Annotated in this window: 16 protein-coding genes and 3 tRNA genes; 12 read left to right on the forward strand and 7 right to left on the reverse strand. The window is 45.1% G+C overall.

Annotated elements, in window-relative coordinates:
• Nucleotides 1–177: 177 nt before the first annotated feature.
• Nucleotides 178–1,848 carry a glutamine--tRNA ligase gene (gene glnS, locus AC5YB1_RS07995; protein WP_494521399.1) on the forward strand — a complete coding sequence of 557 codons (1,671 nt, stop codon included), beginning with the start codon at nucleotides 178–180 and terminating at the stop codon, nucleotides 1,846–1,848.
• Between the two features lie 97 nt (nucleotides 1,849–1,945).
• On the opposite strand, the gene AC5YB1_RS08000 is transcribed toward glnS, so the two are convergent.
• Nucleotides 1,946–2,542, reverse strand: a complete 597-nt coding sequence (locus AC5YB1_RS08000) for a Yip1 family protein (RefSeq protein WP_494521400.1) — start codon at nucleotides 2,540–2,542, stop codon at nucleotides 1,946–1,948.
• 249 nt (nucleotides 2,543–2,791) lie between these two features.
• On the opposite strand from AC5YB1_RS08000, the gene miaE reads away from it, so the two are divergent.
• Complete coding sequence (miaE, locus tag AC5YB1_RS08005) at nucleotides 2,792–3,556, forward strand: tRNA isopentenyl-2-thiomethyl-A-37 hydroxylase MiaE (protein ID WP_494521401.1); 765 nt, start codon at nucleotides 2,792–2,794, stop codon at nucleotides 3,554–3,556.
• 66 nt (nucleotides 3,557–3,622) lie between these two features.
• On the opposite strand, the gene AC5YB1_RS08010 is transcribed toward miaE, so the two are convergent.
• A complete protein-coding gene (locus tag AC5YB1_RS08010; RefSeq protein ID WP_494521402.1) occupies nucleotides 3,623–4,339 on the reverse strand; it encodes a UDP-2,3-diacylglucosamine diphosphatase in 717 nt (238 codons plus the stop codon).
• Between the two features lie 45 nt (nucleotides 4,340–4,384).
• Nucleotides 4,385–4,879 (reverse strand): peptidylprolyl isomerase, encoded by a 495-nt coding sequence (locus tag AC5YB1_RS08015; protein ID WP_494521403.1) that lies wholly within the window; start codon nucleotides 4,877–4,879, stop codon nucleotides 4,385–4,387.
• Nucleotides 4,880–5,135: 256 nt separating this feature from the next.
• Here AC5YB1_RS08015 and cysS point away from each other — a divergent pair, with 256 nt between their 5' ends.
• Complete coding sequence (cysS, locus tag AC5YB1_RS08020) at nucleotides 5,136–6,515, forward strand: cysteine--tRNA ligase (protein WP_494521404.1); 1,380 nt, start codon at nucleotides 5,136–5,138, stop codon at nucleotides 6,513–6,515.
• A 90-nt stretch (nucleotides 6,516–6,605) separates the two neighbouring features.
• On the opposite strand, the gene folD is transcribed toward cysS, so the two are convergent.
• Nucleotides 6,606–7,460 carry a bifunctional methylenetetrahydrofolate dehydrogenase/methenyltetrahydrofolate cyclohydrolase FolD gene (gene folD / locus AC5YB1_RS08025; RefSeq protein WP_494521405.1) on the reverse strand — a complete coding sequence of 285 codons (855 nt, stop codon included), beginning with the start codon at nucleotides 7,458–7,460 and terminating at the stop codon, nucleotides 6,606–6,608.
• Between the two features lie 420 nt (nucleotides 7,461–7,880).
• Here folD and AC5YB1_RS08030 point away from each other — a divergent pair.
• The 9 genes from AC5YB1_RS08030 (at nucleotide 7,881) to AC5YB1_RS08070 (ending at nucleotide 16,902) form a co-directional block, all read left to right on the forward strand.
• Nucleotides 7,881–7,957 (forward strand) — tRNA-Pro (locus AC5YB1_RS08030).
• Nucleotides 7,958–8,020: 63 nt separating this feature from the next.
• Nucleotides 8,021–8,097: transfer RNA gene (locus tag AC5YB1_RS08035), tRNA-Arg, on the forward strand.
• A gap of 7 nt (nucleotides 8,098–8,104) precedes the next feature.
• Nucleotides 8,105–8,180, forward strand: a tRNA-His gene (locus tag AC5YB1_RS08040).
• Nucleotides 8,181–8,435: 255 nt separating this feature from the next.
• Nucleotides 8,436–9,740, forward strand: coding sequence for a trigger factor (gene tig / locus AC5YB1_RS08045; RefSeq protein WP_494521406.1), 1,305 nt, complete (start codon nucleotides 8,436–8,438; stop codon nucleotides 9,738–9,740).
• 89 nt (nucleotides 9,741–9,829) lie between these two features.
• Nucleotides 9,830–10,441, forward strand: coding sequence for an ATP-dependent Clp endopeptidase proteolytic subunit ClpP (clpP, locus tag AC5YB1_RS08050; protein WP_110456621.1), 612 nt, complete (start codon nucleotides 9,830–9,832; stop codon nucleotides 10,439–10,441).
• A gap of 82 nt (nucleotides 10,442–10,523) precedes the next feature.
• Nucleotides 10,524–11,804: an ATP-dependent protease ATP-binding subunit ClpX gene (gene clpX, locus AC5YB1_RS08055; RefSeq protein ID WP_494521407.1), complete on the forward strand. Its 1,281-nt coding sequence runs from the start codon at nucleotides 10,524–10,526 to the stop codon at nucleotides 11,802–11,804.
• Nucleotides 11,805–11,930: 126 nt separating this feature from the next.
• Entirely contained in the window at nucleotides 11,931–14,288 is a 2,358-nt protein-coding gene (gene lon, locus AC5YB1_RS08060) for an endopeptidase La (protein WP_494521408.1), read from the forward strand.
• Between the two features lie 258 nt (nucleotides 14,289–14,546).
• Complete coding sequence (locus AC5YB1_RS08065; RefSeq protein ID WP_011866302.1) at nucleotides 14,547–14,819, forward strand: HU family DNA-binding protein; 273 nt, start codon at nucleotides 14,547–14,549, stop codon at nucleotides 14,817–14,819.
• Between the two features lie 217 nt (nucleotides 14,820–15,036).
• Nucleotides 15,037–16,902 carry a SurA N-terminal domain-containing protein gene (locus AC5YB1_RS08070; RefSeq protein WP_494521409.1) on the forward strand — a complete coding sequence of 622 codons (1,866 nt, stop codon included), beginning with the start codon at nucleotides 15,037–15,039 and terminating at the stop codon, nucleotides 16,900–16,902.
• Nucleotides 16,903–17,293: 391 nt separating this feature from the next.
• On the opposite strand, the gene fabV is transcribed toward AC5YB1_RS08070, so the two are convergent.
• From fabV to AC5YB1_RS08085, 3 genes are all read right to left on the reverse strand, one after another.
• Nucleotides 17,294–18,496: an enoyl-ACP reductase FabV gene (gene fabV / locus AC5YB1_RS08075; protein WP_494521410.1), complete on the reverse strand. Its 1,203-nt coding sequence runs from the start codon at nucleotides 18,494–18,496 to the stop codon at nucleotides 17,294–17,296.
• 104 nt (nucleotides 18,497–18,600) lie between these two features.
• A complete protein-coding gene (locus AC5YB1_RS08080) occupies nucleotides 18,601–19,386 on the reverse strand; it encodes a peptide ABC transporter ATP-binding protein (protein WP_494521411.1) in 786 nt (261 codons plus the stop codon).
• Complete coding sequence (locus AC5YB1_RS08085; protein WP_475514306.1) at nucleotides 19,361–20,374, reverse strand: oligopeptide/dipeptide ABC transporter ATP-binding protein; 1,014 nt, start codon at nucleotides 20,372–20,374, stop codon at nucleotides 19,361–19,363. Before AC5YB1_RS08085 ends, AC5YB1_RS08080 begins: the two co-directional genes overlap by 26 nt.
• Nucleotides 20,375–20,382: the final 8 nt, after the last annotated feature.

The following is a 20,382-nucleotide window of genomic DNA, read 5'->3' on the forward strand; positions in this document are numbered from 1 at the left end:
GATTCAAAAAGCAGCGAATTATCGCTGCTTTTTTGTTTTTGCGATAAATGATAGGGCTTTTTGTCTATCAGCCGTTGTAACTCAACCTGATCTGTAGGAATATGCAGGTTTTCCCTAATCGGCACCGATCGACTACACTCTCGATTGGTCATAGCACTGTTGGCAAAGAGGATTTCCATGAGTCATGCGGGCACTGAAGTTCGTCCAAGTAACTTCATTCGTAATATCATAGATGAAGATTTAGCAAGCGGTAAGCACACTCAGGTGCATACCCGCTTCCCACCAGAGCCTAATGGCTACCTTCATATTGGTCATGCCAAATCGATCTGTTTAAATTTCGGTTTAGCGCAAGACTATAAAGGGCTATGTAACTTACGTTTTGATGATACTAACCCTGAGAAAGAGGATATCGATTACGTTAACTCTATTCAGGCTGACGTGCAGTGGTTAGGATTTCAGTGGGATGGGGATGTTCGTTATTCATCAAATTACTTTGATAAATTACATCAGTATGCGGTTGAATTAATCACCAAAGGTTTAGCCTACGTGTGTTTTCTTAATGGTGAACAAACACGTGAATATCGTGGCACCTTAAAAGAGCCAGGTAAAAATAGTCCTTACCGTGACACTTCAGTGGCTGAAAACCTTGAGCTGTTTGAAAAAATGCGTAAGGGTGAGTTTAAAGAAGGTGAGTGTTCGCTGCGTGCAAAGGTGGACATGGCATCACCGTTTATGTGTATGCGCGATCCTATTATTTACCGTATTCGTTTTGCCCATCATCATCAGACGGGCGACAAGTGGTGCATCTACCCAATGTACGACTTTACCCATTGTATCTCTGATGCCCTTGAAAATATCACTCACTCTTTGTGTACCTTAGAGTTTCAAGATAATCGTCGTTTGTATGACTGGGTATTAGATAATCTTGATGATTTTCAGGCGCCAAACCGGACGCGTCAATATGAATTCTCGCGCTTAAATCTTGAATATACCCTGATGTCTAAGCGTAAGCTTAATGATTTAGTGGTACGTAATTTGGTGTCGGGTTGGGATGATCCGCGTATGCCGACCATCGCGGGTCTACGTCGCCGTGGTTACACGCCTTCATCAATTCGCGAGTTTTGTCGTCGCATCGGCGTGACTAAACAAGAGAATATGGTCGAAGTGGGTATGCTTGATGCTTGTATCCGTGAAGAGTTAAACGAACACGCACCTCGTGCCATGGCGGTGATTAATCCCGTTAAGTTGGTTATTGAGAACTATCCAGCAGATCAGATTGAGCGTTTAAGCGCACCAGCCCACCCAACGATAGAGTCGATGGGACAGCGTGAGCTTGCCTTTGGCCGTGAAATTTACATTGATGCCGATGATTTCCGTGAAGAGGCGAACAAAAAGTACAAACGTTTGGTGCAAGGCAAAGAGGTGCGGTTACGTAATGCTTATGTGATCAAGGCGGAACGTTGTGATAAAGACGCAGAGGGTAATGTAACTACCATCTACTGTACTTATGATAAGGATACATTGGGCAAAAACCCCGCAGATGGCCGTAAAGTCAAAGGTGTGATCCACTGGGTTGAAGCCACAACCGCAGTGAAAGCCGAGTTGCGTCTGTACGACAAGTTGTTTAGCCAGCCTAATCCAGCAGCAGCAGCAACCGTAGATGAGGTATTAAATCCTAACTCATTGGTGGTTAAGCATGGCTTGGTTGAAGCAAGTTTGGTTAATGCTCCAGCAGAAAAAGCATATCAGTTTGAGCGCGAAGGCTATTTCTGTGCTGACAGTAAAGACTCAACACCTGAGAATCTAGTGTTTAATCTAACGGTCGCACTACGAGATTCGTCAGACTAATGATGCCACACTCTCAATTATCCAATTGGGAATAGTGAACAAAAAGGCCTTAGGATATCCTAAGGCCTTTTGTTTTTATTGTTCCCCTAGAGACAAGTTATTGGTACATAGGTCCTAGTCCTAGGCTCCATAAGATGATGCTAGAGGCCATTAAGGCTACTAATAGTACAAGGCCTGCGGTGACTACAGAACTTGCGTAGATAAAGCCTTTTTCTTCTGGAATATTCATGATAATTGGCACGCCAGTGTAGAGTAAATACACTGAGTAGCTAAGCCCCGCCAATCCAACCACCATTATAAACCAAAGTGACGGATACAAGGCGGCCAGCCCTACCATAAATAGTGGTGTCGCGGTATAGGCTGCGAGTTCAAGTGCTTGGGTAAAACTTGGCATAGCATCAAAGGTTTTTGCCATCCAAAATGCTAAATAAGCTAATGCAAATACTCCAATTATGAGGCCAATGTACATGCTAATCGACATCATCAGTGCGCTGGTTTTGGTGAGAAATAGAGGATCTGAAACACCTAAGTCCCATCCTATAGAGGTTGAGGCGAAATAAGTGCAAATAGCGGGTATAAGTGCGATTAATAATACATGGCTTAAACTACTTTTGACCGCCTCGTGATTTTTTTCAATTGTGTGCCACTCTTCCTTAGGATGAGTGTATAACCCCATTAAGTGATTCAATATCATTATAGTTATCCTTGTTTAGCTTCAATCTTGTGCTCGCCAAACCTCAGACGAACCCGTAATGCCTTCTGGCCTGCAACCAATAGACCCTAGGCTCCAATCCACCACGTCACTGTGACGGGCATAGTTTATTTATTGAACATAAACCCGAACTAGTCAAGGTAACGCTGTCATGTTGGCTGTCAGAATATAGCCATAGCGCCATTTTTTGTTAAAATGGACGACTGTAGCAACTACCCTTTAGAGTCGACCATGCAAGGCTTATTAGCACCGATACAAGCGTTTTTACAATGTGAAACCCCAGATGAGTGGATTGCACAGGCGATCAAGTCTGAGCAATTGCCAGCCTTGTTGATCGATCATTGTAATTGCGAGCTTAAGGCGGCGCAGACGGCGATGTTTTTGATTCGTAAGTACGCTATCGATAAAGTCAGTGGGGATTTACTCCTGAACTGGGCTAAACCCTATGAGGAGTTTGTTTACAATAAACAGCGCTCTATTACCGATTTTTTAGCAAGAGAAGCCAAAAAGAATGAGCTTTTAGGGGAGTTAACACCTAAGGCGGGTGTAGATTATAGTGCAGATCTTATTAGCAAAATGGTGCGGCTGATTAAAGAAGAATTTCATCATTTTGAGCAGGTACTTGAGATAATGCATGCGCGAAATATTCCCTATCAAAACTTAACCGCTGGACGTTACGCTAAAGGCATGATGAAGCAGGTGCGTACCCATGAGCCTGCCACACTTATTGATAAGCTGATTGTGGGCGCCTTTATCGAGGCGCGCTCATGCGAGCGCTTTGCAAAGTTAGCCCCTCATCTCGATGACGGCTTACAAAAGTTTTATGTTTCATTGCTGCGCTCAGAAGCGCGTCATTATCAAGACTATTTGACCTTGGCTCAAGCTATTGCAACAGAGGATATTAGTGAGCGAATTGCTCATTTTGCACAGATTGAAGCCCAGTTGATCCGTGAACCAGATAATGAATTCAAATTTCATTCAGGTTGCCCAGTTTAGTCATTTAGGTGAATGATTGGGTACTCAGAATTTAGTGGCGGGGCTAGCAGCTATGCTAGCCATGATTTAGTTAAGCGGTAAACTGGCTAATGTGGTGTTGGTAGAAGTGACCGTTAATACGCTGCCTTGATCGTACCAGTCGCCGACCACAATGCGTCGCCGATCTCGCGCTAAAGAATGAATGTCAGGTCGATGGGTGTGGCCGTGGATCATCAAGATAGCACCTGTTTTATCCATTAAGTCTGTCACCGCGTGGTTTTCAACGTCCATGATAGTGTGACTTTTTTGCTGATTACTCTGTTGACTCTTATTACGTAGTCCTTTCGCGATAGCGACACGGCGTTTTTTGGGCAGCAAACCATAAATAAACTTTACCCATGGTTGATTTCTAAACCAGCGAAAGCGTTGATAAGCCTTATCTAAGGTGCACAGACTATCGCCGTGTAATAACACAGTAGCTTGTCCATACAAATCGATGCAATGTACTTCAGGCAATAGCGTCATGCCAGCTAAGGCTGCGTATTCTTTACCGAGTAAGAAATCGCGGTTGCCGTGGATAAAATAGATAGGGGTATGTGCAGAAAATCGCTTAAGTGTCGCAGCCAGTTCTAGGGCAAAAGGCTCAGCCAGATCGTCGCCCACCCACACCTCAAACAGATCGCCAAGTATGTATAAGGCATCGCAGTGGTTAGTGTGTTGCTTGAGGAAACCATAAAAAGCCGCGAGGATGTCGGGGCGATCGGCACTCAGGTGCAGATCGCCCACGAAAAGAGTGTAATTCAACAAGTGATACTCTGGTGTGATGAAAAGTGGCTTAAGAGAGGCTGATTATTCAGCAATGGTCACTTTTTCAATCACAACCGCTTCCAGTGGCACATCTTGGTGCATACCACGGTTGCCAGTGGCTACCGCTTTGATCTTGTTTACCACGTCCATGCCTTCAACTACTTTCCCAAATACACAGTAACCCCAGCCTTGCGCCGATTCAGCTTTAAAATCGAGGAAAGTGTTATCGTTGATGTTGATAAAGAACTGCGCGGTTGCTGAATGGGGATCAGATGTTCTTGCCATTGCAATGGTGCCAACGGTGTTTGACAAGCCATTGTTGGCTTCATTTTCGATAGCCTCATTCACACGTTTTTGCGTCATATCTTCGGTGAAACCACCGCCTTGCACCATAAAACCGTCAATAACACGGTGAAAGATGGTGCCGTCATAAAAGCCATCTTTTACATATTGAGTGAAATTAGCCGCGGTAACAGGGGCTTTTTCGGCATCTAATTCAATTTTGATTTCGCCGTGATTGGTTTGCATTGTGATCATTTGATTCATTCTCATCGTGTGTAACAGGATAGATAGTGCAAGATTCTAGCCTATTACACCTGCAGCATAAAGCCATTCTGTCGACTTTTCCTGTTGAGCAATACCAAGTTGCTGGGGTTTTAATCAGCAAAATGTCGATAATGTGTTGAAGGGCAAAAAACGCTGTAGATTCGCGCTATCAAGCTGGAAGCGCTGGTTTTCAGGTGATAGACTGAAGCCACTTTTTTGTTGTCAATTATTTATATAGAGAATCTCAATGTTGAAGTTATACAACAGTCTTACCCGCCAAAAAGAGGAATTCAAGCCATTACAGCCAGGTAAAGTTGGCATGTATGTCTGCGGGGTGACCATCTATGATTTATGTCATATTGGTCATGGACGTACGTTTGTTGCTTTCGACATGATAGTGAGATACCTCAGATATCGTGGTTATGAGGTTAATTTTCAGCGCAATATTACCGATGTCGATGACAAAATTATTAAACGCGCAGCAGAGAATAACGAGAGTTGTGAGTCATTAACCGAGCGTTTGATTGGTGAAATGCACCGGGATTTTGATGCGCTTAATATGAAACGCCCTGATTTTGAGCCGCGTGCAACATTACATATCCCTGAAATTGTTGAGTTAGTTGAGCGTTTGATTGAGCGTGGACATGCTTATATTGCAGCAGACGGCGATGTGCTGTTTAGTGTGTCATCATACCCAGAGTATGGCCGCTTGTCGGGACAAAACTTAGATCAGCTGCAAGCCGGCGCGCGGGTTGAAGTTGATGAAAATAAACGCGACCCGATGGATTTTGTGTTGTGGAAAATGTCTAAACCCGGTGAACCCACGTGGGAGTCGCCATGGGGACCAGGTCGTCCAGGCTGGCATATCGAGTGCTCTGCGATGAACGGTAAACACTTAGGTGAACATTTCGATATTCACGGTGGTGGTTCAGATCTACAGTTCCCACATCATGAAAATGAGATTGCTCAATCTTGTTGCGCCCATGACACACCTTATGTGAACTACTGGATGCATACCGGTATGGTGATGGTCGACAAAGAGAAGATGTCTAAATCATTAAATAACTTCTTTACCATTCGGGACGTGCTCGCTCATTACGATGCGTCGACAGTGCGTTATTTTCTGTTGTCCGGCCATTATCGCAGTCAGCTTAATTATTCTGAGGATAATCTTAAACAGGCTAAGGCAGCGTTAGAGCGTCTTTATACCGCGTTAAAGGGCTTAGATTTAACCGTCGAGGCTGCACCAGCAACAGAATTTGTGGCTAAGTTTACTGCAGCGATGGATGATGATTTCAATACGCCTGAAGCTTATTCGGTGTTGTTTGACATGGTCCGTGAGATTAATCGTCTTAAGGTCGATGACTTGGCAGCAGCGTCTGCATTAGGCGTTAGCCTGAAACAGCTTGGCGATGTGCTGGGCATTTTAGATCAAGATGTCGATGCCTTCTTTAAAGGCGAGGGCAGTGATGACGAAGTTGCGCAAATCGAAGCCTTAATTGTTGAGCGAAATCGCGCCCGTACTGAAAAAGATTGGGCGGCGGCTGATGTGGCCCGTGATGGCCTAAATGCCCTTGGCGTTATTTTAGAAGATGGTCCAGAAGGCACGACTTGGCGTAAAAAGTAATTAGTTCTGCTTGTTGAGTACAAATAAAAATGCCTGCGTGAGAGCGCAGGCATTTTTTATGCTGGTCGAAACTCGAAACTCGAAACTTATCTAGTCGTGATAGTTTTCCGCAGCATACAAGGTATTTTCGAGTAAGCTAGCAATGGTCATTGGGCCAACACCACCAGGCACAGGCGTAATATAACTGGCGTGCTGGGCTGCAACATCAAATTGTATATCACCGACGAGTTTACCGTCGCCTAAGCGATTAATTCCCACATCGATCACGATAGCGCCAGGTTTGATCCACTCACCAGGAATAAAGTTGGCTTTGCCTACCGCCACAATCACTAAATCGGCACCACGGATCTTATCTTCAAGATTGCGGGTAAATCGATGGCAAGTCGTGGTTGTACAGCCGGCGAGAAGCAACTCTAAAGTCATGGGTCTGCCAACAATATTAGATGCACCAACGACCACGGCATCTAAACCATAGGTATCGACTCCGGTTGATTTGATCAACGTCATAATACCCATAGGTGTACAAGAACGCAGCACAGGAATGCGCTGTGCTAGACGACCGACGTTGTAAGGATGGAAACCATCGACATCTTTATCGGGGCGAATACGTTCAATCACTTTTGACTCTTCAATGTGCTTTGGCAGCGGCAATTGTACTAAAATGCCATCTATAGCTGCATCGTCGTTACACTTATCGATTAAGGCGAGTAAATCTGCTTCAGAGGTCTCAGAGGGAAGGTCAAATGATTGTGAGAGGAAGCCAACTTCCTCACAAGCCCGTCTTTTGCTGCCAACATAGACTTGTGATGCCGGATCGGCTCCAACAAGGATCACGGCTAAGCCAGGAACACGTTGTCCAGCCTCTTTACGGGCGGTTACTTTTATAGCTAACTGAGTTCGAATGGATTGGGCGATCGCTTTGCCATCGATTATTTGGGCTGTCATGAGGGGTGGATTTCCTTTATATGGCGCGATAATAAAAACGGCGACATTTTAACAGGGGCATAGGTTGGTGTCATTGATTTAGCCGTATAACAGACCGTTTTAAAATAAGAATAATCCAGTGATGCTGGATTTAGCTAATAGCATCTTGATTATTTGGCGAAAAAGGCCTTTAGCATAGCAATAAGGCAAAATGCAGCTGTTATGGATTGAGCGGCAACGGTTTATGGTGTTAACAGTCAGCGAGAGAGCCACTTTATGTCAAACCATAATAGCCGGTTAGGTGAATTTACTAGCGTGTAGATGTTAAAGTGAGCAAGTGAATGCGCTTTTAAAAATAATCGTTGACGCTATTTAACTGAGGGGATAAGATGCGCTCCGTTCTCAGGCAGACTTAGTCAATCGGTGAACATGTAACACCTTCGGTGATTAGCGCAGCCCGGTAGCGCATCTGGTTTGGGACCAGAGGGTCAGAGGTTCGAATCCTCTATCACCGACCAAATTTTTAAGTAGCGTGTAAACGCTATTTGCCCAGTTAGGATATGAACCTAGTTCATAACGAAGCGCCCGTAGCTCAGTTGGATAGAGCATCCGCCTTCTAAGCGGATGGCCGCAGGTTCGAATCCTGCCGGGCGTACCAAACAGTGGTGATTGTAGCTCAGTTGGTAGAGCCCCGGATTGTGATTCCGGTTGTCGTGGGTTCGAGCCCCATCAGTCACCCCACTTCTTTTTAGAAGAAAATAAAAAAAGCGACCTTGAGTCGCTTTTTTTACGTCTGTAATTCGAGCTATGAGGCTCGACTATGCAGAAAACCGTGGCTATAATGTCGCGTCTTGATAAATTTCAACTATGTGCGACGACTGCCAAATTCAGTTACCAAGCCATTTTAGTCGTTTTTTTAGATCAAGAAACGAATACCTTAGTAGTTGAATATTCGACTATTACAAAAAGACGTTTGACATATTTCGAGGTAAAACAATGCAAGTTTCTGTAGAAACAACACAAGGTTTAGAACGCCGTCTAACTATTTCTGTTCCTGCTGAGCAGATCGAGAAAGCCGTTTCAGATAGTTTGAAAAATGAAGCCAAGCGTGCGCGTATTCCTGGTTTTCGACCAGGCAAAGTACCAGTAAGCGTGATCAATAAGCGTTACGGTAGTGCGATTCGTCAAGACATCACTGGTGAAGTGATGCAACGTAATTTTGTTGAAGCTATTATCGCTGAAAAGTTAAATCCTGCAGGTGCACCTACTTTCGTTCCTGGCGAAACTGACGGTGAAAACTTCCAGTTTGTGGCTACTTTCGAGATCTACCCAGAAGTAGAACTAAAAGGTCTAGATGCGATTGAAGTTGAACAACCTAAAGCAGAAGTGACTGATGCTGACGTTGATGCGATGATTGAAACCCTACGTAAGCAACATGCTACGTTTGAAGTCGTTGACCGTGCAGCGGCTGATGGCGACAAGGCGAAAATCGATTTCGTTGGTTCTATCGACGGTGAAGAGTTCGAAGGCGGTAAAGCTGAAGATTTCGAGCTGCAACTGGGTAGTAACCGCATGATCCCTGGTTTTGAATCAGGTGTTGAAGGTCACAAAGCCGGTGAAGAGTTCGACATTGAAGTAACTTTCCCTGAAGATTACCACGCTGAAAACCTGAAAGGTAAAGTTGCTAAGTTTGCAATCACCCTTAAAGAAGTTCAAGCGGCGAATCTACCAGAAGTGAACGATGAGTTTGCTAAGTTGTTTGGTGTTGCTGAAGGTGGCCTAGAGGCACTTAAGGCTGAGATCAGCAAGAACATGAGCCGTGAACTTGAACAAGCGCTAAAAGCGAATGTTAAAGAGCAAGTACTTAACGGTCTGCTTGAGCAAAATGATATCGAACTGCCAAAAGCACTTATCGACGGTGAAGTAAACGTACTGCGTCAGCAAGCGATGCAACGTTTTGGTCAGCAAGCGGCTAACATGCCTGAGCTACCAGCCGATCTATTCACTGAACAAGCTGAGCGCCGCGTAAAAGTGGGTCTACTGCTTGGTGAAGTGATTAAAGCTAACGAGCTAAAAGCTGAAGATGATCGCGTACAAGCGCTAATCGCCTCTATGGCTTCTGCATATGAAGATCCAAGTGAAGTTGTTGAGTATTACAACAACAATCCAGAGATGATGCAGAACATGCGTAACGTTGCATTAGAAGAGCAAGCCGTTGAAGCATTGTTAAAATCTGCGAAAGTGACCGAAAAAGAAGTCAATTTCGAAGAATTTATGAACAAGGCTACCGGTCGCGCATAACCTATGCTTGACTTAAATGGCTATTAGCCATTTATAATGGCTCGTATGAGGCTCCTCATGCGAGCCATTTTTATTTAGGGAAGTTAATAATGCTAAATGCACCAGAATCAGTACTGAATGCACTTGTCCCGATGGTTGTTGAACAAACGGCCAAAGGTGAACGCTCATATGATATCTATTCTCGTCTCTTAAAAGAGCGCGTGATCTTTCTTGTTGGGCAAGTTGAAGAGCACATGGCTAACCTCATTGTTGCTCAACTACTGTTTTTAGAGTCGGAAAGCCCAGACAAAGATATTTATCTTTATATTAATTCTCCAGGTGGCTCGGTCACTGCAGGTATGGCAATTTATGATACTATGCAGTTCATTAAACCGAATGTCAGCACGGTATGTATCGGTCAGGCAGCCAGCATGGGCGCATTTTTGTTAGCCGGTGGCGCCGAAGGTAAACGCCATTGTTTGCCTAACTCGCGGGTGATGATCCATCAGCCACTAGGTGGTTTCCAGGGACAGGCGTCTGATATCGCGATTCATGCGCAAGAGATCTTGGGCATTAAGAATAAATTAAATCAAATGCTGGCCGATCATACAGGTCAACCTTTGGAAGTGATTGAACGTGATACCGATCGTGATAACTTTATGAGCGCCAAAGAGGCCGAAGCCTATGGTCTGGTTGACTCTGTGTTAGATAAACGAAGCTGATAATTGTCCGTTGCTGAGCTATGATCAGTAAAGGTTGTAAGATTAATTGTGCAGTGCCTGACACTGCAAAAGAGGTAAAGTAATGGGCGACAACAAAAGCAACGGTGATAGTGGGAAACTACTGTACTGCTCTTTTTGTGGAAAGAGTCAGCATGAGGTTCGTAAGCTCATTGCTGGTCCTTCTGTGTATGTATGTGATGAGTGTGTCGAGCTTTGCAATGACATCATCCGCGAAGAGATCAGAGAGATATCACCTAAGCCTGAACAAGATAAGCTACCTACACCTCATGATCTCAGAGCACATCTTGATGATTATGTTATCGGTCAGGAAAAAGCGAAAAAAGTGTTGTCGGTTGCAGTATACAACCATTATAAGCGCTTAAAGAATGCTTCTCCTAAAGATGGTGTTGAGTTAGGAAAGAGTAACATCTTGCTGATAGGTCCTACGGGTAGCGGTAAAACCTTATTGGCCGAAACGCTAGCTCGGTTCTTGAATGTTCCGTTTACCATGGCAGACGCAACGACACTGACCGAAGCCGGTTATGTGGGTGAAGATGTTGAAAACATCATCCAGAAATTATTGCAAAAGTGCGACTACGATGTAGAAAAAGCCCAGCGTGGTATCGTCTATATCGATGAGATTGATAAGATCAGCCGTAAGTCAGATAACCCATCGATCACCCGTGATGTGTCTGGTGAAGGTGTGCAGCAAGCTTTGCTCAAGCTGATAGAAGGTACGGTTGCTGCTGTGCCTCCACAAGGCGGCCGTAAGCATCCGCAACAGGAGTTCCTACAGGTTGATACCTCAAAGATCTTATTTATCTGTGGTGGTGCATTTGCGGGCTTAGAGAAAGTAGTTGAGCAACGTTCACAAGTCGGTACCGGTATCGGTTTTGGTGCTGAAGTTAAAGGTGAATCGGATAAGGCTACTATCTCTGATATGTTGATGCAGGTTGAGCCTGAAGATTTAGTTAAATACGGTCTGATCCCAGAGTTTATTGGGCGTTTACCAGTATTAGCCACGTTAACTGAACTTGATGATGCTGCGTTAGTACAGATATTATCTGAGCCTAAAAACGCATTAACTAAGCAGTTTGCTGCGCTTTTCGAAATGGAAGGTGTTGAACTTGAGTTTAGAGAGGATGCGTTAAAAGCGATTGCGTTAAAAGCGAAGACCCGTAAAACAGGTGCACGTGGTTTACGTTCAATCGTAGAAGGTTTGTTACTCGATATCATGTACGACTTACCATCACTGGATCACGTCGTCAAAGTCGTTATCGATGAATCTGTGGTAAACGGCGAATCAGACCCCATCTTGATTTATGAGAACACTGAATCTCAAGCGGCTGTTGCCGAACAATAATTGGTCTAACAGAGCAATAAATTATGATTAAGGAGTCCGACGGGCTCCTTTTTTTATGTTTGCCATTGAAACCCATTAATCAACCCCAATATACTCCTTAATATTGTTAGCAACCGGAATCGAGCTATGACCTTAGAGCGTGAAGCGCGAATCGAACTCCCTGTACTGCCGCTGAGAGACGTGGTGGTATATCCTCATATGGTTATTCCCCTGTTTGTTGGTCGGGAAAAATCAATTCGTTGCCTAGAAGCGGCGATGGAGCAAGATAAGCAGATTATTTTAGTAGCACAACGCGATGCTGAACTAGATGAACCAACTAGTGATGATATCTTCGAGGTGGGTACAGTTGCATCAATCCTACAATTACTTAAGTTACCCGACGGCACAGTAAAAGTACTGGTTGAAGGTGGCCAACGTGCTCGCATTGATAAATATACCCAAGAAACTGAATACTTTATTGCTACTGCTGAGTATTTAGAGTCTGATCAAATTGCCGACAAAGAAGAAGAGGTCTTAGTTCGCTCTGCTATCGGTCAATTTGAAGGTTATATCAAGCTCAACAAAAAGATCCCCCCAGAGGTGTTGACCTCGCTGTCAGGTATTGATGAAGCCGCGCGCCTCGCCGATACCATGGCCGCTCATATGCCATTAAAGCTTGAAGACAAACAAACCATTCTCGAGATGGTTAATGTTTCTGAGCGACTCGAATACCTGATGGCCATGATGGAGTCTGAAATCGATCTGTTACAAGTCGAGAAGCGCATCCGTTCTCGCGTTAAAAAACAGATGGAAAAGAGTCAGCGTGAGTATTACCTCAATGAGCAGATGAAGGCGATTCAAAAGGAACTTGGTGATATCGACGAGTCCCATGATGAATTTGAAACCTTAGCGAAAAAAATCGATGAAGCCGGCATGCCTAGCGAGGCAAAAGAGAAAGCCGTTGCTGAGCTAAATAAGCTGAAGATGATGTCGCCAATGTCGGCAGAAGCCACAGTGGTACGCAGCTATGTCGATTGGATGATCTCAGTGCCTTGGAAGCAGCGCTCTAAAATTAAGCGTGACTTAGCCAAAGCACAAGATGTGCTCGATACCGACCATTTTGGCTTGGAAAAAGTCAAAGAGCGCATTTTAGAGTATCTCGCGGTGCAGAGCCGCGTTAAGCAGCTTAAAGGGCCCATTTTATGTTTAGTTGGGCCACCAGGTGTAGGTAAAACCTCGCTGGGTCAGTCCATTGCTAAAGCGACAGGCCGTAAATATGTGCGTGTTGCGCTAGGTGGTGTCCGTGATGAGGCGGAGATCCGTGGACATCGTCGTACCTACATTGGCTCAATGCCGGGGAAAGTGATTCAAAAAATGTCGAAAGTCGGCGTTAAGAATCCGCTGTTCTTGCTCGATGAGATCGATAAAATGAGCTCAGATATGCGTGGTGACCCAGCGTCAGCGTTGCTTGAAGTACTCGATCCTGAGCAAAATGCGACCTTTAGCGATCACTATTTAGAAGTGGATTACGATCTATCCGATGTGATGTTTGTTGCCACCTCTAACTCAATGAATATTCCGGGTCCGTTGCTTGACCGTATGGAGGTGATTCGTCTCTCTGGTTACACCGAAGATGAAAAACTAAACATCGCTAAACAGCACCTATTGCCTAAACAGATTGAGCGTAATGGCCTCAAAGCCAGTGAAGTGACGGTCGATGATAGTGCCATCATCGGTATTATTCGTTATTACACGCGTGAAGCTGGTGTGCGCTCGCTTGAGCGCGAGTTATCTAAGATTTGCCGTAAAGTGGTAAAGACAATCTTACTCGATAAGTCGGTTAAGCATGTCGATGTAAATCAGGAAAACTTGAAATCCTTCCTAGGTGTACAGCGCTTTGATTACGGTAAAGCAGAGTCAAATAACCAAATTGGTCAAGTAACGGGCCTTGCTTGGACCGAAGTGGGTGGTGACTTGCTCACTATTGAAGCCACCTCAGTACCCGGTAAAGGCAAGTTAACTTACACAGGTTCACTGGGTGATGTGATGCAAGAGTCGATTCAGGCCGCAATGACAGTCGTTCGCGCGCGCGCCGAACAGCTAGGCATTAACCCTGATTTTTATGAAAAGCGTGATATTCATGTGCACGTACCTGAAGGCGCGACACCTAAAGATGGTCCATCTGCAGGTGCCGCTATGTGTACGGCATTAGTGTCTAGCTTAACGGGTAACCCTGTACGGGCCGATGTGGCGATGACAGGTGAAATCACCTTGCGTGGTGAAGTCTTACCTATTGGTGGTTTAAAAGAGAAGTTACTTGCAGCCCATCGCGGCGGGACAAAACTGGTGCTTATTCCGAAAGAGAATGAACGCGATTTAGAAGAAATTCCTGCTAATGTGATTGCCGATCTGGACATTAGACCGGTGCGTTGGGTCGATGAAGTATTGGCTTTGGCGTTAGAACGACCAATCGAAGGCTTTGAAGTTGTTAAAAATTTGGGCTAACGCAAGAAAATACTTATTTGCATTAAAAAAAATGCAAAAAGGGGCTTTCTAAAGTCTTAACCTGTGGTAGCCTAGGTCGGTGGATAGCTTTTTAGCTACAGGCCTTGGCGCTACTGGTTTTTAGCTTATTCCAATTTTATTTCTTAGGTTTTCCTATTTGGCTTGAACTTTAGGATCAAGCTTGTTATAAAAGCCACCGCAGACCGCTCTAGACAAGGATTTGGTTGCGGCGCACAAAATTAAATTCAAGGGGATGACATGAACAAATCTGAACTAATCGAGAAAATCGCATCTGGTGCTGATATTTCTAAAGCGGCAGCTGGCCGTGCTCTAGATTCTTTTATTTCTGCTGTGACAGATGGCCTAAAAGATGGCGATAAAATTTCTCTAGTTGGTTTTGGTACTTTTGAAGTTCGTCAACGTGCAGAGCGCACTGGTCGTAACCCACAAACGGGTAAAGAGATCAAGATTGCAGCGGCAAACATTCCTGCGTTCAAAGCAGGTAAAGCACTTAAAGACGCTGTAAACTAAGACATACTTAGTCAAGGTGGCCTTTGTAAACCTTACATGTCAATAAGCACTGTTTAGGCAGTGCTTTTTACCGAGTAAGTGTTTTGGTAATGCAGTTGTCATTATCATGCCGTTGGCCTAACTTACGTAATGTATAACTAGGTCTGACAATTTACATAGAAGGCGCATCCTATCGAGTGATGCGCCTTTTTATTTTAAGTAACAAGCGAGAAATCTGATGTTAGAAAAGATTCGCGAAGGCTCACAGGGCGTGATTGCAAAAAGCATTCTCGTCCTTGTAATACTATCCTTTGCATTTACTGGCGTGAGTAGCTACTTAGGATCATCATCTGAGCCTGTAGCTGCCACCGTAAACGGCGAAGAGATCAGTAACTCAGCGTTGGAGCAAGCCTATCAAAGCGAGCGTGCTCGATTAGAGCAGCAACTGGGCGAAATGTATGATGCACTTGCCAGTAATGACACTTACTTAGCAAGCGTAAAACAAAGCGTGCTAGAGCGTTTAGTTGCCGACAAGCTTATCGATCAAGCTGCTGTAGATTTAGGATTGACCGTCTCTGATGAGCAGATCAAAAATGCGATTATTAATGAACCAGCCTTTCAAACCGATGGCCAATTTGATAATGACCGTTATCTTGCGCTGATCCGTCAGCTGGGTTATCAAGTCAATAGTTTCCGTGACATGATGCGTGTCGATATGACCCGTCGTCAGTTGGTGGCCTCACTAGTCGGTTCAGAGTTTGTGCTACCAGGCGAAGTCAATTACTTAGCCAATATCCAGGCGCAGACTCGCGATATCCGTTATCACGTTGTCGATGCTACACCGCTATTTGACCAAGTCAGTATCTCTGATGAGGAAGTTGAGAGCTATTATCAAGCTAATCAACATCAATTTGTGCGCCCAGAAACTGTGTCAGTCGATTATATTGAACTGAATGCGGCCGATATGGCCAGTGGACACAGTGTTTCAGACGAAGAAGCTCAAGCCTATTATGATGAGCATCAAGCGCAGTACCTGCAGCCTGAAAAACGTCTTGCTGGACATATCTTAGTTAATTTTGGTGATGATGACGCGGCGGCTAAAGCCAAAGCCGATGCTATCTATGCTAAGTTAGAAGCTGGTGAGGATTTTGCCACCTTAGCCCAAACAGAGTCTGATGATACCTTCAGTGCTGAGCAGGGCGGGCAACTTGATTGGTTTGAACTGGGCGTTATGGATCCCGCTTTCGACAGTGCTTTATTCGCGCTAGATAAAGGTCAGTATTCTGATGTGGTAAGAACCAATTTTGGTTTCCACATCATTAAACTACTCGACGTACAAGCCGGCTCTACTGCATCATTTGATGATGTTAAACAGCAGATTGTCGCCCAGTTGACGGAAAAGAAAGCCGTAGATCAATTTTATGGTCTGCAGCAACGCTTAGCCGATGTGAGCTACGAAGTGCCAGATACCCTGTCTGAAGCCGCTCAAGAAGTGGGTGTAGCAGTTAAGACTAGTCCAGAGTTTTCACGTGATAATGCACCAGAGCCGCTTAATGCGCCTGAAGTGATTAAAGCGGCCTTTTCTGAAACGGTATTGCTCGACGGTATGAACAGCGACGTTATTGAATTAGGTCCAAACCATGTGATGGTTGTTCGAGTGAAATCTCACACCCCTGCAGGAACGCTAGCCATAGAGCAAGTTAAAGCCAGTATTGTTGAGCGCCTGAAGCAAGACAAGGCCAACGATATTGCTCGTGAGCAGGCTCAAACACTGATGACGGCAATCAAAGCCGGTGATAGTACTGCTGAGCTAACGACTCAAGTGCAACTGGCGCGTTTCGATCAACGCATTGATAACGCTATTATCACTAAAGCCTTTGAAATGGCGCAGCCAGATGGTGAGCCTGTGGTAGATACCGCCGCCTTGGCCAATGGCTATGCGGTTATCGTGCTCGATAAAGTCAATGCAGCTGAGACTGTCGATGACAACTTGGCCAATGCCATTAAGCAGCGCTTAAATTCACAGTATGCTGAAAGCGATTACCGTGCTGTGATAAGCTTGTTGAAAGCACAAAGCGAAGTGGTTTACAGCCCAGCTGAATAAATTGCAACTTTAATGATAACAAGCCAGAAGAGTGATCTTCTGGCTTTTTTATGCTTAAAAGTTATCGGTGCTAGCGGTATAGATTCAGGCTTACGCTGTGTCATCGTCTCTTTGTTAACGCTATAAGGTCAGGATTTTGTTCTCTTGAGTCGCTTTGCTAATAGGACGTCTTTTTGACGGGGCGAAAACTGACGAGACGAGTGCTTATTTATCGTTTACAACAATAGCGTTGATTAGAATTATATCGCTTAGAGATGGTGCGCAGATGAAGTTAGGAACGCTTAGGCGCCTATAGGGGTAAATAAAAAACCACGATAGGCATCGTGGTTTTTTGTTAGAGTGTTTTTTTTGCTAGGTACTGTTTTTAGCTGACAGTGTTTCTAGCTTCAGATTATATTGGTTCTACGTCGAAGTTAATTTCAGGATTAACATCGGCATCATAATCAACTGACTCCACGCCGAAACCAAACAGCTTTAAGAACTCTTGTTTATATTCGCGATAATCGGTGAGCTCACAGAGATTTTCTGTGGTGACTAACGGCCATAAGTCACGGCAATGCTGCTGTACCTCCTCTTTGAGCTCCCAATCATCTAGGCGCAGACGATTGGCTTCATCAAGTTGTGGCGCCGTGCCATCCTCGCGGAATAAACGTTCTCTGAACATACGGTTAATCTGCTCTTGGCAACCTTCATGCAGGCCTTCTTCACGCATCTTTTTAAAGACCATCGCGATATACAAGGGCATGACCGGAATAGCTGAGCTGGCTTGAGTGACGACACTCTTAAGCACGGCAACATTGGCACTGCCACCGGTAGCTGACAGCTTGGCGTTAAGTTCATGGGCTGCACGGTCAAGATCCATCTTGGCTTTGCCAAGAGCGCCATGCCAATAGATAGGCCAAGTCAATTCGGTGCCGATATAGCTATAAGCAACGGTCTTACACTTGGGGGCCAATACACCGGCATCGGCTAGGGCGTTGATCCATAGCTCCCAATCTTGACCACCCATAACGGTAATGGTGTCTTGGATCTCTTGCTCTGTGGCGGGCTCAACGCTGGTTTCGATAATGATATCTTTGTTGGTATCCACCGCGGTTGCGGTATAGGTTTCCCCTATAGGTTTAAGCGCTGAGCGGATTAATTCGCCGCTATCAGGCAGTTTTCGAACCGGTGAGGCCAGTGAGTAGACCACCATGTCGACTTGGCCAAGATCTTGTTTGATGATCTCAATGGCGCGTTGTTTAGCCTCATGGCTAAAAGCATCACCGTTTAAACTCTTTGAGTATAAGCCAGCTTGTTTAGCAAACTTGTCAAATGCCGCAGAGTTATACCAACCGGCGGTACCTGGTTTGGTTTCGGTTCCTGGTTTTTCAAAAAAGACGCCGAGGGTTGCAGCGCCGCTACCAAAAGCCGCTGCAATACGTGAAGATAGACCATAGCCGCTTGAAGAGCCGATAACCAGTACCTTTTTAGGGCCGTTGGCAACAGGTCCGTTTGCCTTAGTTAGGTTAATTTGCTCAAGTACATTTGCTTCACAGCCGACCGGATGAGTGGTAGTACAAATAAAGCCACGTGTTTTGGGTTTGATTATCATGTTTCTGCTTCTCTTGAAAAAGTGCCATAAGGATAATTAAAGCAAGATGAAATGGCACATGTTTTTTAATAATTAGGCATATAAGCCCTAGTGGTTGGAGCAGTTTAGCGTTTGTAGGAGAACATCGTTTGCTCTTGGATCAGCCGCTGGGTGTATTCATGTTGCGGCGAATTGAATAAATTCTCCGTGGTGGCCTTCTCCACCATTTCACCCTGATGTAACACCATAATTTTGTCGCTAAAATGGCGAATAATGTTCATGTTGTGTGATACAAAAATATAAGACAATCCCATCTCTTGCTGGAGTTTAAGCAACAGATTTAAAATTTGCGATCGCACCGATAGATCCAATGCGGTTAATGCTTCATCGGCAATAATGATTTTTGGGTCTAACATCAAGGCTCTTGCCACCGCGACTCGCTGTTTCATCCCCTCTGAAATCATATGGGGATAAAAATCGGCGTGCTCAGGCAGTAAGCCAACCTTTCTTAAGCGGTCAATCACTTGTGCACGGCGGCTGTGTTTATCTAAGTCGGTATTAAAGCGTAGCGGTTCATCGAGCAGTTCACCCACAGTTAAACTGGGATTTAATGAAGTATTGGGATCTTGGAAAATCATCCTAATTAACTTGCAACGCTGCTTAAGGTTACGGCTATCAAGGCGTTCACCTTCAAAATAAATCTCCCCCGCGCTGCGCTGCTCTGCGCCCACAAGAATGCGCGCTAGGGTACTCTTACCCGAACCCGTTTCGCCCACAATGGCCAGGGTTTCGCCGCTGTTAAGTTCAAACGATATTGGTCCAAGCGCTTGATTATATTGACGTTTAAAACCTTTGTAGCCAGCAAAAAAGGTTTTACTGAGTTGGCTAACTTTTAGTAAGGGGCTCGTCATGACTTGGCTCATTATAGTAAGGGAAATGACACGCAAAATAGCGATCTTTATGATGGCTCAATTTAGGCTGATTCACACAGTGCTTTTGCGCCTGAGGGCAACGGGGGCCAAGGCGGCAACCAATGGGTTGGTGTTGTAGTGATGGCGCCGAGCCACGCAGAGTTTGCATCATGGTTTTATGCAACTCAGGGTTAGAATAATCAGGAATATTGTCCAGTATCGCCTTGGTATAAGGGTGATATGGCTGAGCAATCACATCGGCGGTGGGGCCAGATTCCATTATTTGGCCACTGTACATGACTGATAAACGGTCACACCATTGAGATAAGTTTTCTAGCTCGTGGCTAATCAATAAAATCGATACATTATGTAATTGATTTAATTTACTCAGCAGGCGAAATATTTGCGCTTGAGTTCTGACTTCCATGGAGTTGGTCGGCTCGTCGGCGATCAGTAAGCGTGGTTGGTTGGCGACCGCAATGGCAATCATCACTTTTTGGCATTCACCGTCAGACAGCTCCCAGGCGTAGCTTGACATCACTTTTTGGGTTTCTTTAATGCCCACCTTATGTAGCCATTGCCGCGCGGTTTTACGTTTGTCTTGCTCACGTCGCCACCAAGGTAACGCCTTGTTTTCGGGCATGGCTTCGATAATTTGCACGCCGACCACTATGGTGGGGTCTAAGCTACTAATGGGATCTTGAAAAATCATCGCCATTTCGCTGCCCATTAAGGCGCGGCGTGCTTTAGTGCTCATGTCCAATAAGTTTTGACCATCCCACATCATGCGATCGGCTTGTATTGTCCAATTATGCCCAGGGATCCCCATAATGGCTTTTGCCAGTAAGGTTCGCCCCGAGCCAGATTCACCCAGTAGACCATGAATTTCACCCGGGTTAAGGGTTAAGCTTACCCGCTCTAGTGCCTTCACCCGGCCGTGGGGCGTATCGAGTTCGATGGTGAGGTTTCTAATGTCCAATAATGGCATGTTGGTTT

The sequence above is a fragment of the Shewanella sp. 433 genome (assembly GCF_059338565.1).